Raw genomic sequence first — 13,798 nt, 5'->3', positions numbered from 1 at the left:
TGGATCACCCATGTCCGGACCCCGTCCCGTGCGCGCACCCCGCGGTACCACCCTGACCGCCCGCGGCTGGCAGCAGGAGGCCGCCCTGCGGATGCTGCAGAACAACCTCGACCCCGAGGTCGCCGAGCACCCCGACGAGCTGGTCGTGTACGGCGGTTCCGGCAAGGCCGCCCGGGACTGGAACTCGTTCGACGCGATGGTCCGGACGCTGACCACCCTGAAGGACGACGAGACCATGCTGGTGCAGTCCGGCCGGCCGGTCGGGGTGCTGCAGACGCACGAGTGGGCGCCGCGGGTGCTGATCGCGAACTCCAACCTGGTCGGCGACTGGGCGACCTGGGAGGAGTTCCGGAAGCTGGAGGCGATGGGGCTGACGATGTACGGCCAGATGACGGCCGGCTCGTGGATCTACATCGGCACCCAGGGCATCCTGCAGGGCACGTACGAGACCTTCGCCGCGGTCGCCGAGAAGAAGTTCGGCGGCTCGCTGGCCGGCACCATCACGCTGACCGCCGGGCTTGGCGGAATGGGTGGTGCGCAACCGCTGGCCGTGACCATGAACGACGGCGTGGCGATCTGCATCGACGTCGACTCCTCCCGGATCGACCGGCGGATCGAGCACCGTTACCTCGACGTCCGCGCGGACTCGCTCGAGGACGCCCTGCGGCAGGCCGAGGAGGCCAAGAAGGCCCGGCGGCCGCTGTCGATCGGTGTCCTCGGCAACGCCGCGGTGATCGTGCCGGAGGTGCTGGAGCTGGGTGCCCCGATCGACATCGTCACCGACCAGACCTCGGCCCACGACCCGCTGATGTACCTGCCGGTCGGGATCGAGTTCGACGACTGGACGACGGCCCGGGAGAAGGACCCGGCCGGGTTCACCGAGCGCGCTCAGGCCTCGATGGCCCGGCACGTGGCCGCGATGGTCGGCTTCCAGGACGCGGGCGCGGAGGTGTTCGACTACGGCAACTCGATCCGCGACGAGGCCCGGAAGGCGGGGTTCAATCGGGCGTTCGAGTTCCCGGGCTTCGTGCCGGCGTACATCCGGCCGTTGTTCTGCGAGGGCAAGGGTCCGTTCCGGTGGGCCGCGCTGTCGGGCAACCCGGCCGACATCGCGAAGACCGACCGGGCGATCCTCGACCTGTTCGGAGACAACGAGCACCTGACCCGGTGGATCCGGATGGCCGGCGAGCGGGTGGCGTACCAGGGGCTGCCGGCAAGGATCTGCTGGCTCGGCCAGGGGGAGCGGGACAAGGCCGGTGTCCGGTTCAACGAGATGGTGGCCTCCGGTGAGCTCGAGGCACCGATCGTGATCGGCCGAGACCACCTGGACACGGGCAGCGTCGCGTCGCCGTACCGGGAGACCGAAGGCATGCTGGACGGCTCGGACGCGATCGCGGACTGGCCGTTGCTGAACGCGATGGTGAACGTGGCCAGCGGCGCGTCCTGGGTGTCGATCCACCACGGCGGCGGCGTCGGCATCGGCCGGTCCCTGCACGCCGGCCAGGTGTCGGTTGCCGATGGCACCGACCTGGCCCGGCGGAAGTTGGAGCGGGTGCTGAGCAACGACCCGGCGACGGGTGTCATCCGGCACGTGGACGCCGGCTACGACCAGGCAGCGGAGGTTGCCGCCGACCGGGGTGTCAGGATTCCGATGCAGGAATCCTGACCACCGAGTGCGACCAGGGAATTCTGTACCGCTATGGTGCACTTTCCCGCGGAGCGAGATATCGGCCGATCGCGTGGCTTCGGTCTCTCGTTCCGCTAGGGTCGATCGGGCGACCGACGACGAGCGCGAAGGGGCGCCATGATCGAGTTCGAGGACGTCACCAAGCGGTATCCGGACGGCACACTCGCCGTCGACTCCCTGTCCCTGCGGATCCCGAGCGGTCAGATCACCGTGTTCGTGGGCCCGTCGGGCTGCGGCAAGACCACCTCGCTGCGGATGATCAACCGCACCATCGAGCGGACCGCCGGGACGATCTCGATCGACGGCGAGGACATCACCAGCAAGGACCCGGTGACGCTGCGCCGCGGGATCGGGTACGTGATCCAGCACGCCGGCCTGTTCCCGCACAAGACTGTGGCCGACAACGTGGCCACCGTGCCGAAGCTGCTGGGCTGGGACAAGCGCAAGACCCGCGACACCGCGATGGAGCTGCTCGAGCGCGTCGGCCTCGACCTCAAGCTGGCCGACCGCTATCCGGCCCAGCTGTCCGGTGGCCAGCAGCAACGAGTCGGGGTGGCCCGCGCGCTGGCGGCCGATCCCGCGATCATGCTGATGGACGAGCCGTTCAGCGCGGTCGACCCGATCGTCCGCCACCAGTTGCAGGAGGAGCTGCTGCGGCTGCAGCGCGACATCGGCAAGACCATCGTGTTCGTCACCCACGACATCGACGAGGCGATCAAGCTCGGCGACAACGTGGCGGTGCTGCGGGTCGGCGGCAAGCTGGCCCAGTTCGCGCCGCCGTCGGAGTTGCTGGCCAACCCGGTCGACGACTTCGTCCGCGGATTCGTCGGCCAGGACCGTGGGTACCGAGCGCTCACGTTCGTCCACCCCGAGGAGCTCCCGATCAAGCCGTTGCCGTCCGAGCTCGTGCTCGACGACTCCGGCGCGCCGGTCGGCTGGCGCGCCGACCACGAGCTGCTGCCGATCGGGGCCGTCTTCAAACAGGGTGACTCGTTGCGCGCCGCGCTGGACGCCGTACTGACCTCGCCCACCGGCTGCGGCATCTGCGTGGACGAGAGCGGCAAGGCCCTCGGCGTGATCGACCAGGCCACGGTCGCAGAGGCACTCCGCTCATGAGCTGGATCGCCGACAACCTCGGGTTGATCTGGGAGCAGTTGCGTGAGCACCTCTACCTGGCGATCCTGCCGGTGGTCCTCGGCCTGCTGATCTCGGTGCCGCTCGGGTACGTCGCCACCCGGTTCTCCTGGCTGGCGAATCCGCTGATCGCGTTTGGCGGCGTCCTGTACTCGCTGCCCTCGATCGCGTTGTTCATCGTGCTGCCGGCGATCCTGGGCACCAAGGTGCTGTCGACGGTGAACATCGTCGTGGCGCTCACCATCTACACGGTCTCGCTGCTGATCCGGAACGTGATCGACGGGCTGCGCTCGGTGCCCGTCGAAGTGCGGCAGTCGGCGGACGCGGTCGGGTACGGCCCGATGCACCGGCTGTTCGCGGTCGACCTGCCGATCGCCGTACCGGTGATCTTCGCCGGGCTCCGCGTCGTCACCGTCGCGAACATCTCGATGGTGAGCGTCGGTGCGGTGATCGGCATCGGTGGCCTGGGAGAGCTGTTCACCCAGGGCTTCCAGAAGGACTTCCTGACCCCGGTCGTCGTCGGCGTGGTGCTGTCACTGCTGCTCGCCCTGCTCGCGGACCTGGTGCTGGTCGGGTTGCAGCGCGTCCTGACACCCTGGGCGCGCGTGGTCTCGACTCCTCCGGTGGAGGTGGCCTGACATGTGGGAGTACCTGACCGACTCGTTCAACTGGTCCGGCCCGGAAGGGATCTGGGCCCGGATCTTGCAGCACATCTGGTACACGTTCGCCGCCCTCGGCATCTCCGCGGCGATCGCGCTGCCGGTCGGCCTGCGGATCGGCCACACCCGGCGCGGAGCCTTCCTGGCGATCAACCTCGGCAACGCGGCCCGCGCCCTGCCGAGCCTCGGGCTGCTGATGCTGGCTGTGCTGCTGACCGACCAGATCGGGTTCCTGCCGGTGCTGATCGCGCTGGTCGCGCTCGGCGTCCCGCCGATCCTGGCCTCGACGTACGCCGGCCTGTCGGGTGTCGATCCGGCCACGATCGACGCCGCCCGGGGGATGGGGATGACCGGACGAGAGATCCTGACGAAGGTGGAGATCCCGATCGCGATGCCGCTGATCATCTCCGGTCTGCGCGGCGCGACCCTGCAGATCGTCTCGACCGCGACGATCGCCGCGCTGGTGTCCCTCGGCGGCCTCGGCCGCTACGTGGTCGACGGACTGAAGCTCCGCGACTTCCCGCAGATGTTCACCGGCGCGCTGCTGGTGGCCCTGCTCGCGATCCTGCTCGACGTCCTGTTCGCCGTCCTCGGCCGGGTCGTCGTCTCGAACGGCCTCAAGGCCGACTGAAGTGTCGGAGCGGCCTGATCTGATGAACCTGACGAACCGCCCCATCGAAACATCCACCGGTAACGGCCGGTGGCTGACCAGACACTGGAGGCTCTCGTGTTGAGATCCACACTCGTCCGTACTGCGATCGCCGGGGTGGCGGTGCTCGGCCTGGCCGGTTGTGGGGGTGGGGACGACCAGCTGGGCGACAGCGACGCGGGCTCCTCGCCCGCGCCCGACAAGGTCACCAGCATCACCGTCGGCTCGGCCGACTTCTCCGAGAGCCAGCTGCTGGCGGAGATCTACGGCCAGGCGCTGGCCGCGAAGGGTGTCGAGGTCACGCAGAAGCCGAACATCGGCAACCGTGAGACCTACATGGCCGCGATCAAGGACGGCTCCGTCCACCTGCTGCCGGAGTACACCGGGGCCGCGCTGCACTACTTCAAGGCCGACGCCACCGAGACCGAGGACCAGGCGACGTACGACGCGCTGAAGTCGTCGCTGCCGTCCGGGCTCGAGGTGCTGGACAAGTCGCCGGCGGCCGACGAGGACACCATCGTGGTGACCAAGGCTACCGCGGACAAGTACAGCCTGAAGACGCTCGCCGACCTGAAGCCGGTCGCCAAGGACATGGCGGCGGGCGGCAGCTCCGAGTTCAAGGTCCGCGACGCCGGGCTGAAGGGGCTGAAGGAGAAGTACGACGTCGAGTTCGGCAAGGAGTACAAGACGCTGGACGCGGGTGGCCCGCTGAGCCTGAAGGCGCTGCTGGACAACCAGATCCAGGTGTCGAACTTCTTCACCACCCAGGCGCTGATCAAGGACAACAACCTGGTCATGCTGGAGGACCCGGAGAACATCCTGCCGCCGAACAACATCGTTCCGCTGATCCGGACCGACCACAAGTCGGACGACGTCTCCTCGGCGCTGAACGCGGTGTCCGCCAAGCTGACCACGGACGCGCTGACCGACATGGTCAAGCGGATCGACGTCGGCAAGGAGTCGCCGAACGCGGTCGCCAAGGACTGGCTGTCGAAGAACCCGCTGTCTTGAGCTTCGAATCCCTCTGGGCGTCCCAGTCCGCCATCGGCCGTGACCCCGACACCGGCGGTTACCGCCGCGGCGGCTGGACGCCCACCGAACGCGAGGCGACGCACTGGTTCACCGACCAGTGCGCCGCCCGCAACCTCACCCTAGAATCCGACGGCATAGGCAACCTCATCGCCTGGTGGAACCCACCCCAGGACCCGGCTTTCCGCCCGGGGATCGTGACCGGAAGTCACCTGGACTCGGTGATCGATGGGGGAGCGTTCGACGGGCCCCTCGGGGTGGTGTCGGCTCTGGCGGCTGTGGATGTGTTGCGGGCCGAGGGGTTCGTGCCTTCCGTGCCCATCGGCATCGGGGCGTTCGTCGAGGAGGAGGGGTCGCGGTTCGGGATGCCTTGTCTGGGGTCCCGGGTGGCGGCGGGGGTGTTGCCACCGGAGAAGGCCTTGGGGTTGACGGACCGCGCCGGGGTGACGTTGGCAGCTGCTTTGGAGGAGGCGGGAATCGACCCGGCGGGCGTCGCCCGCTCGCCGTTGCTCGAGCGGATGGGGACGTTCGTCGAGTTGCACGTGGAGCAAGGCCGCGGGCTGACCGCCCCGGTGGGAGTGGCGAGCTCGATCTGGCCGCACGGGCGGTACCGGTTCACCTTCCGCGGCGAGGCCAACCACGCCGGCACGACGCTGATGGAAGACCGGCACGACCCGATGCTCACCTACGCGATGACCGCACTGGCCGCGAACAAGCAGGCCCGCCTCGCCGGCGCCCGCGCGACCTTCGGCCGGCTCTCCGTCGAGCCCAACGGCACGAACGCGGTCCCGTCCCAGGTGACCGCCTGGCTGGACGCCCGCGCCGCCGACGACGCCACCCTCCAATCGTTGCTGGCAGCAATCACCAAGCAGGCCACCGAGCGCGCCGAACGCGACGGTACGACGCTCGACGTCGTCCCCGAGTCCGTCTCCCCGGTCGTCGACTTCCCCACCGGGTTACGTGACCGCCTGGTCGACGTACTCGACGGTGCGCCCGTTCTGCCGACCGGCGCCGGGCACGACGCCGGCGTGTTCTCGGCGGCTGGGATCCCGACCGCGATGCTGTTCGTCCGCAACCCGACCGGCATCTCGCACTCACCGGCCGAGTTCGCGGAGCCGGACGACTGCCTGGCCGGCGTGGACGCCTTGGCCGCCGTACTGAAGGATCTCGCGACGTGACGTCGTACTGGTGCTCGAGCGCCCTCCTGCCGACCGGGGTCGCCGAGCGGGTGCTGGTGACGATCGCCGACGGGCGGTTCGCCGCGGTCGAGCCGGACGCCGACCCCGGCGACGCGATCCGCCTGCCCGGCCTGGTCGTCCCCGGCCTGGCGAACTGCCACAGCCACGCCTTCCACCGCGCGCTGCGCGGCCGGACGCAGACCGAGCGCGGCACGTTCTGGACGTGGCGCGAGCAGATGTACGCCGTCGCGTCGGCGCTGACCCCGGAGTCGTACTACCAGCTCGCCCGGGCCGTGTACGGCGAGATGGTGCTGACCGGGATCACCGCGGTCGGCGAGTTCCACTACGTGCACCACGCTCCCGGCGGCCGGCGATACGACGACCCGAACGCCATGGGAGCCGCCCTGATCGCGGCCGCCAGGGACGCCGGCATCCGGATCACCCTGCTCGACACCTGCTACCTCGCCGGCGGGATCGACCAGCCGCTCAACTCCGTCCAGGAGCGCTTCAGCGACGGCGACGCCGCGAGCTGGGCCACCCGGGTCGCCGGTCTCACCGGCTCCGACGACGTCGTGATCGGCGCGGCCGCGCATTCCGTCCGCGGTGTGCCCCAGGATCAGCTCGGCGCGGTCGCGTCGGCGTTTCCGGACGCGCCCCTGCACATCCACCTGTCCGAGCAGGTCGGCGAGAACGCGGCCTGTCTCGACGCCTACGGTCGTACGCCGGCTCAGGTGCTCGACGAGACCGGGTTCCTCGGCGGGCGGACGAGTGCCGTCCACGCGACCCATCTCACCGACGTCGACGTGGGTCTGCTCGGCAGCTCGGCGACGTACTCGTGCTTCTGCCCGACGACAGAGCGGGATCTGGCCGACGGCATCGGCCCGTCGGTCGCCCTGCGCGACGCCGGGTCGCCGTTGACGCTCGGGTCGGACAGCCACGCGGTGATCGACCTGTTCGAGGAGATGCGCGCGCTGGAGCTCAACGAGCGGCTCGCTTCCCAGGAGCGCGGCCACTGGTCGGCCGCCGAGCTACACAAGGCCGCGACCGCCGACGGCCACCGGTCGATCGGGTACGCCGACGCGGGCGTGATCGAGGTCGGTGCGCGTGCCGACCTGGTCGCCCTCCGGCTCGACAGCGTGCGTACGGCGGGGACCGGCGCGACCGTGGAGACCGCCGTCTTCGCGGCCTCCGCCGCCGACGTCATCGACGTGGTGGTCGGCGGCCGGCAAGTGGTTGCTGATGGCAATCATGTGAAGCTGGACGTCGCCGCCGAGCTGGCGGCCTCGATCGCGGCGGTGACCGGATGACCTCACTGCTGCTGACGAACATCGGCTCGCTGGTGACCAACGACCCGGCCCGCGGCGACCTGCTCGGGGAGATCCGGGACGCGGCGCTGGTGATGGAAGGCAGCAGGGTCGCCTGGGTCGGCCCGCGGACCGAGGCGCCGGCGGCCGACGGGGCCGTGGACCTCGGTGGCCGGGCGGTGATCCCGGGGTTCGTCGACTCGCACGCGCACCTGGTCTTCGCCGGCGACCGCGCCGAGGAGTTCGCGGCCCGGATGACCGGTACGCCGTACTCCGCGGGCGGGATCCGGACCACGGTGGCGGCGACCCGGCAGGCCACCGACGAGGTGCTGACCGCCAACGTGGGCCGCCTGGTGACCGAGATGCGCCGGCAGGGGACCACCACGGTCGAGATCAAGTCCGGGTACGGGCTGACGGTCGCGGACGAGGCGCGGGCGCTGCGGATCGCGGGACAGTTCACCGACGAGACGACGTACCTGGGGGCGCACGTCGTACCGCCGGAGTACGCCGACGACCCGGCGGCGGACTACGTGTCGCTGGTGACCGGGCCGATGCTCGACGCGGTCGCCGAGCACGCCAGGTGGGTCGACGTCTTCGTCGAGCGGGGTGCCTTCGACGAGGACCAGGCCCGGGCGATCCTGACCGCGGGGCAGGCGAAGGGGCTGGTCGCCCGGGTCCATGCCAACCAGCTCGGCGAGGGTCCCGGCGTCCAGTTGGCCTGCGAGGTCGGGGCGGCCGCCGCCGATCACTGCACCTACCTCACCGACGCCGACGTCGACGCGCTCGCCTCGACCGGGGTGGTCGCGGGGTTGCTGCCCGCGGTCGAGTTCTCGACCCGGTCGCCGTACCCGGACGCCCGCCGCCTGGTCGACGCCGGCGTGACCGTCGCGCTGGCCACCGACTGCAACCCGGGCTCCGGCTACTCGTCCTCCATGCCGCTGTGCATCGCGCTCGCCGTCCGTGAGATGCACCTGACCCCTGCCGAGGCCCTCTGGTCCGCGACCGCGGGCGGCGCCGCCTCCCTCCGCCGTACCGACGTCGGCCACCTCACCCCCGGCGCCCGCGCCGACCTCGCCGTCCTCGACGCCCCCTCCTACCTCCACCTCGCCTACCGCCCCGGCGTCCCCCTCACCACCCAAACCTTCCTAGCCGGCCGCCCGGTCTGACGGCGCGGACCGCCAGGCCATCACAATCCCCGGAGAGCACGCCGGTCGAGCGTCCGGCCCGCCGTTTCATGCGCATTGTGATGGCCTGGCGATCCGGCGATCGCCTGCCGGATCGCCGCCACCACCCAGTCCGGGTCGAACATCACGTCCTCCCAGGAGAACCGCAGCAGCCGCCAGCCCCGGATGGTGAGATTGACCTGGCGACGGCAGTCCCGGGTGAGCGCGGCGCGGGTGCCGTGGTGGGCGAACCCGTCGGCCTCCAGCGCGATCAACAGCTCCGGATGACCCAGGTCGATGCGGGCCGAGAAGTCGTAGTCCCGCACCACGACCTGTGGCTCGAAGCCCTCGATCCCCGCCTCGATCAGCACGGATCGGAGCGCTGACTCCAGCGGCGACTCCGCCCGGCCGTCCGCAGCGGCCGCGACGCGGCGGGCGCGCCGGGAGCCTGGACCGGTCAGCTCGGCGGCGCCGATCCGGAGCTGTGATGGATCCACCGCTCCAAGCCGCAGTGCCGAGTCCGCGACGACGAGAGCCGCGGCGAACGGCAGCGTGCGTGCACAGTCCAGCACCGTCCGGAGCTTCCCGGTGCATCGACCGTCGGACGGGACATCGTCGGCCCAGTGCAGGTCACAGTCGATCGGACTCAGTCGGCGGTGCTGCCCGCGGGGCACGGTGATCTGGGGCTTGTCCGGCAACTCCAGCACAGAGAATCCGTGCAGGATGGCGGCGCTCAGGTGCGACACCACGCCGCCCTGGGAGCGTGCAGCCGCGAGCGGGTCCGCTGCCGGTGGAACGGCGTACACGCCCTTCGCGATGCGCCGGATCGCGCCGTCCGCCAAGGCTGCCCGGATGGCGCGGCCCGAGACGACACCTCGCAGTTCGCCGTACGTCGCCGTTCCGGCGCGGCGCTGGAGTACGTCGAGGACCGCGGACATAGGCCGATGGTGACGGATTTCGGCCCGAGACCGTCGTTCGTTGTCCACAGGCGGACCGCCAGGCCATCACAACGTCGGCGTCAGCGCCGAGCGCACGCCTGGCGCTGACCTCAGCCGTTCGTTGTGATGGCCTGCACGTCCGGTCTAGAGGCGGTGGATGTTGATCAGGGAGCGGAGGGGGAGGTTGTGGCGGAGGTGGGGGTTGGTCAGGGCGTCGACGATGCAGGCGGCGCCGATCCAGTGGGCGCCGGTGGCGTGGACCAGGTCGCGGGCGACCAGGGCGGTCGCGCCGGTGTCCGCCCAGTCGTCGACCATCAGGACTCGGTCACCGGCCTTGAGCAGGTTGTGCCGGAAGCCGAAGACGACGTGCCGGTCCTGGTAGTCCGGGCCGGTGGTCCGGAGGATCCACCGGTCGCTGTCGGTCGCCGGACCGCGGTCCTTGCGGATCTCGACGAAGCCGACGCCCAGCGCGGCCGCGGTCAGGGCGCCGAGCATCGATCCGCGCGAGACCGGACCGACCACGACCGTCGGGGTCACGTCGTACAGGCGTCCGAGGGCCGGGCCCAGGTCGCGCAGTAGCTCGGCGTCGCGCCACCAGCCGGTGACGTCGGCGTAGCTGCTTCAGGCGCCGCGATCCGTCCGCCACACGAAGGTGTCGCGGAGTCGCTCCTGCATCGTCCTGGTCATGCCACCAGGGTGACCGTCCGGCACCGGTCGCGCACGCGATTTAGTCGCTGAGCTCCTTCGAGCACAGGGCCGTGGTGGTGCCGTCGGGGCGGCGGAGTTTGCCGACCTCGACGAAGTCGCGGCCGGCGTGGAAGGCGAGACCGGCCACGTCCGGCGGGTCGGAGCGGATGCCGCAGACCAACCGGTCGAAGGGCTTGGCCGACCGCTCGACCGCGCGGTAGACCGCGGTCGCGATGCCCTGGCGGCGATGGTCCTCGGCGACGACGATCCGGTCCAGGTGCAGGAAGCGGTCGGCGTACGTCTCGCCGAACCACTGGAAGTCGAGGCCGTCGTGCGCGGAGCCGGGCGCGAAGGTGAGGACGAAGGCGGCCACCTCGTCGTCGACCTCGACCACGGCGGCGTGGGCGGCGATCAGGCGGAGCCAGTCCAGCCGGTCGGGGCCGAGGGGCTCGACCAGGCCCTCGGCGGCCGCGTTCAGGGCGAGCACCGCCGCGTCGTCGGCTGAAGTCATGGGGCGGAGCTTCACTTTTACACCATCCCACGGTAAGCGCTTGCCCCGGGAGGGGTCTCCCTGGGTGCACCCTGGCCCCGCCCCGGAAAACCGGGGGTCGCCTTGGGAATGACCGGACCGATGTGCAATGTTGAGCCAAGTGAACTCAAGTTTGTCCGGCCGCAGATTTGAAACCGCGGCGGACGAACGGCAACATTGAGTCTGCATCACTCAAGTTTCCGGGGGTGCGGGGGTCGTCCCCCGGACTCACTCAGTGTGGAGGTAAAGCATGGCCCGCGCGGTCGGTATCGATCTCGGTACGACGAACTCCGTCATCGCCGTACTGGAAGGTGGCGAGCCCACCGTCATCCCCAACGCCGAGGGAGCGCGCACGACGCCCTCGGTGGTGGCCTTCGCCAAGAACGGCGAGGTCCTGGTCGGCGAGGTGGCGAAGCGCCAGGCCACCACGAACGTCGACCGCACCATCCGCTCCGTCAAGCGCCACATGGGCGAGGCCTGGAGCGTGGACATCGACGGCAAGAAGTTCACCCCGCAGCAGATCAGCGCGTTCGTGCTGCAGAAGCTGAAGCGGGACGCCGAGGCGTACCTCGGGGAGCAGGTCACCGACGCGGTCATCACCGTGCCGGCGTACTTCTCCGACGCGCAGCGCCAGGCGACCAAGGAGGCCGGTGAGATCGCCGGCCTGCAGGTGCACCGGATCGTCAACGAGCCGACCGCGGCCGCGCTCGCCTACGGTCTGGACAAGGGCACCGAGCAGACCATCCTGGTCTTCGACCTCGGTGGTGGCACGTTCGACGTGTCGCTGCTGGAGATCGGCGACGGCGTCTTCGAGGTGAAGGCGACCAGCGGTGACAACCACCTCGGTGGTGACGACTGGGACAACCGGATCGTCCAGTGGCTGGTGACCCAGTTCAAGAACAAGAACGGCACCGACCTGTCCGGCGACAAGATGGCCATGCAGCGGCTCACGGAGGCCGCCGAGAAGGCCAAGATCGAGCTGTCCGCCGCGGCCGAGACGACGATCCACCTGCCGTACCTGAGCCTGACCGAGTCCGGCCCGCTGCACCTGGAGGAGAAGCTCTCCCGGGCCGAGTTCCAGAAGATGACCAACGACCTGCTCGAGCGCGCCCGGGCCCCGTTCAAGGCCGTCATCAAGGACGCCGGCATCGACGTCGCGAAGATCGACCACGTGATCCTGGTCGGCGGTTCGACCCGGATGCCCGCGGTGGCCGAGCTGGTCAAGGAGCTGACCGGTGGCAAGGACCCGAACAAGGGTGTGAACCCGGACGAGGTCGTCGCCGTCGGCGCCTCCCTGCAGGCCGGTGTGCTGAAGGGTGAGGTCAAGGACGTCCTGCTGCTCGACGTGACCCCGCTAAGCCTCGGGATCGAGACCAAGGGCGGCGTGTTCACCAAGATCATCGAGCGGAACACCACGATCCCGACCAAGGGCTCGGAGATCTTCACCACGGCCGAGGACAACCAGCCGTCGGTGATGATCCAGGTCTACCAGGGCGAGCGGGAGATGGCCCGGGACAACAAGTCGCTGGGCAACTTCGAGCTGACCGGCCTGCCGCCGGCGCCGCGCAACGTGCCGCAGATCGAGGTCACCTTCGACATCGACGCGAACGGCATCGTGCACGTCAACGCCAAGGACCTGGCCACCGGCAAGGAGCAGCGGATGACGGTCACCGGCGGCTCGGCGCTGCCGAAGGACGACATCGACAAGATGGTCCGCGACGCCGAGCAGTACGCCGAGGAGGACCGCAAGCGCCGCGAGGCCGTCGAGTCCCGCAACCAGGCCGAGGGTCTCGTCTACCAGACCGAGAAGTTCCTGTCGGAGAACGAGGACAAGGTCCCGGACGACGTCAAGACCGAGGTCAAGGACGGCGTGGCCGAGCTGAAGAAGGCGCTCGAGGGTGACGACGCCGACGCGATCAAGGCCGCGTCGGAGAAGCTCGCCCAGTCGAGCCAGAAGATGGGTGCCGCGATGTACGCGAACGCCCAGGCCGCCGGCGGGTCCGCCGACGAGGGCGCGACGTCCTCGGAGGGCTCCACGGCGAACGACGACGACGTGGTCGACGCCGAGATCGTGGACGAGGACCGCCCGCAGGACAAGACGGAGGACAAGTGACGGATCGACCGACGGGCAGCGAGTTCGGCGACGGTGACCCCGTCGTCCGGGACAAGCGCCGGATCGACCCGGACACCGGCGAGCTGCGGGAGACCTCGATGTCGGAGCCTCCCGCGGCCGGCCCGGGATCGGGGCCGGCTCCGGGGATGCCGGGCACCCCGGGCGCGCAGCCGCCGCGGGACCCGTCGGACCTGATCGGCCCGTCCGCACAGGAGGCACTGTTGACCGAGGCGCTGGCCGAGCGTACGGCGGACCTGCAGCGACTGCAGGCCGAGTACGTCAACTACAAGCGCCGGGTGGACCGGGACCGGGAGTCGTCCCGGGAGCTCGTGATCGGCTCGGTGCTCACCGAGCTGCTCGGGATCCTGGACGACATCGGCCGGGCCCGGGAGGCGGGCGAGCTGGAGGGCGCGTTCAAGGCGGTCTCGGAGTCGCTCGAGCGGGTCACCGAGAAGCTCGGTCTGGTGAAGTACGGCGAGAAGGGCGACCCCTTCGACCCGCGGATCCACGAGGCCCTGCTGCACAACTACTCCGACGAGGTGGACGGCCCGACCGCGACCATGGTCATGCAGCCCGGCTACCGCCTCGGCGAGCGGGTCCTGCGGCCGGCCCGGGTGGCCGTGTCGGAACCGACCGAGCAACTGCCGGCCGAGGCTGCGAAGGCCGACGTACCGGTGGAGAGCACTGATGACGACCAGCCCGCAGACAAGTCTGCGGAGTAACAGCGA

The 13,798-nt window shown here is 70.1% G+C and carries 13 protein-coding genes; 10 read left to right on the top strand and 3 right to left on the bottom strand.

Going from position 1 to position 13,798, the window contains the following annotated elements; genetic code table 11:
• Positions 1-10 precede the first annotated feature (10 nt).
• From hutU to hutI, 8 genes are all read left to right on the top strand, one after another.
• Positions 11-1,666, top strand: a complete 1,656-nt coding sequence (gene hutU, locus ACQPYZ_RS34490) for a urocanate hydratase (protein ID WP_433163400.1) — start codon at positions 11-13, stop codon at positions 1,664-1,666.
• 138 nt (positions 1,667-1,804) lie between these two features.
• The gene (locus tag ACQPYZ_RS34485) at positions 1,805-2,803 is read left to right on the top strand and encodes an ABC transporter ATP-binding protein (RefSeq protein WP_433163399.1); all 999 of its coding nucleotides are present in this window, start codon (positions 1,805-1,807) and stop codon (positions 2,801-2,803) included.
• Positions 2,800-3,459, top strand: a complete 660-nt coding sequence (locus ACQPYZ_RS34480) for an ABC transporter permease (RefSeq protein WP_433163397.1) — start codon at positions 2,800-2,802, stop codon at positions 3,457-3,459. The genes ACQPYZ_RS34485 and ACQPYZ_RS34480 overlap by 4 nt, the downstream gene beginning before the upstream one ends.
• Before the next feature lies 1 nt (position 3,460).
• Complete coding sequence (locus ACQPYZ_RS34475; RefSeq protein WP_433163395.1) at positions 3,461-4,111, top strand: ABC transporter permease; 651 nt, start codon at positions 3,461-3,463, stop codon at positions 4,109-4,111.
• Between the two features lie 99 nt (positions 4,112-4,210).
• Entirely contained in the window at positions 4,211-5,140 is a 930-nt protein-coding gene (locus ACQPYZ_RS34470) for a glycine betaine ABC transporter substrate-binding protein (protein WP_433163393.1), read from the top strand.
• Positions 5,137-6,336 carry an allantoate amidohydrolase gene (locus ACQPYZ_RS34465; RefSeq protein WP_433163392.1) on the top strand — a complete coding sequence of 400 codons (1,200 nt, stop codon included), beginning with the start codon at positions 5,137-5,139 and terminating at the stop codon, positions 6,334-6,336. Before ACQPYZ_RS34470 ends, ACQPYZ_RS34465 begins: the two co-directional genes overlap by 4 nt.
• The gene (locus ACQPYZ_RS34460) at positions 6,333-7,643 is read left to right on the top strand and encodes a formimidoylglutamate deiminase (protein WP_433163390.1); all 1,311 of its coding nucleotides are present in this window, start codon (positions 6,333-6,335) and stop codon (positions 7,641-7,643) included. The genes ACQPYZ_RS34465 and ACQPYZ_RS34460 overlap by 4 nt, the downstream gene beginning before the upstream one ends.
• On the top strand, positions 7,640-8,806 hold the full coding sequence (hutI, locus tag ACQPYZ_RS34455) for an imidazolonepropionase (protein WP_433163388.1): 1,167 nt from the start codon (positions 7,640-7,642) through the stop codon (positions 8,804-8,806). Before ACQPYZ_RS34460 ends, hutI begins: the two co-directional genes overlap by 4 nt.
• A gap of 20 nt (positions 8,807-8,826) precedes the next feature.
• Here the strand turns inward: hutI and ACQPYZ_RS34450 are convergent, their stop codons facing one another.
• The 3 genes from ACQPYZ_RS34450 to ACQPYZ_RS34440 all read right to left on the bottom strand — a co-directional run bounded on the left by ACQPYZ_RS34450 (position 8,827) and on the right by ACQPYZ_RS34440 (position 10,939).
• Positions 8,827-9,741: a DUF559 domain-containing protein gene (locus ACQPYZ_RS34450; protein ID WP_433163386.1), complete on the bottom strand. Its 915-nt coding sequence runs from the start codon at positions 9,739-9,741 to the stop codon at positions 8,827-8,829.
• 144 nt (positions 9,742-9,885) lie between these two features.
• Positions 9,886-10,278 carry a phosphoribosyltransferase family protein gene (locus ACQPYZ_RS34445; RefSeq protein WP_433163385.1) on the bottom strand — a complete coding sequence of 131 codons (393 nt, stop codon included), beginning with the start codon at positions 10,276-10,278 and terminating at the stop codon, positions 9,886-9,888.
• 190 nt (positions 10,279-10,468) lie between these two features.
• A complete protein-coding gene (locus tag ACQPYZ_RS34440) occupies positions 10,469-10,939 on the bottom strand; it encodes a GNAT family N-acetyltransferase (RefSeq protein WP_433163383.1) in 471 nt (156 codons plus the stop codon).
• A 268-nt stretch (positions 10,940-11,207) separates the two neighbouring features.
• Between ACQPYZ_RS34440 and dnaK the strand changes: the two genes are divergently transcribed.
• Positions 11,208-13,070: a molecular chaperone DnaK gene (dnaK, locus tag ACQPYZ_RS34435; RefSeq protein ID WP_433163381.1), complete on the top strand. Its 1,863-nt coding sequence runs from the start codon at positions 11,208-11,210 to the stop codon at positions 13,068-13,070.
• Positions 13,067-13,792 carry a nucleotide exchange factor GrpE gene (gene grpE, locus ACQPYZ_RS34430; RefSeq protein ID WP_433163380.1) on the top strand — a complete coding sequence of 242 codons (726 nt, stop codon included), beginning with the start codon at positions 13,067-13,069 and terminating at the stop codon, positions 13,790-13,792. The genes dnaK and grpE overlap by 4 nt, the downstream gene beginning before the upstream one ends.
• The last annotated feature ends 6 nt before the right edge of the window (positions 13,793-13,798 follow it).

Origin of the sequence: Kribbella sp. CA-247076, assembly GCF_050942445.1 — a bacterium.
In the GTDB taxonomy this organism is placed as follows: domain Bacteria; phylum Actinomycetota; class Actinomycetes; order Propionibacteriales; family Kribbellaceae; genus Kribbella.
This window is presented reverse-complemented; position numbering and strand designations above follow the sequence as displayed.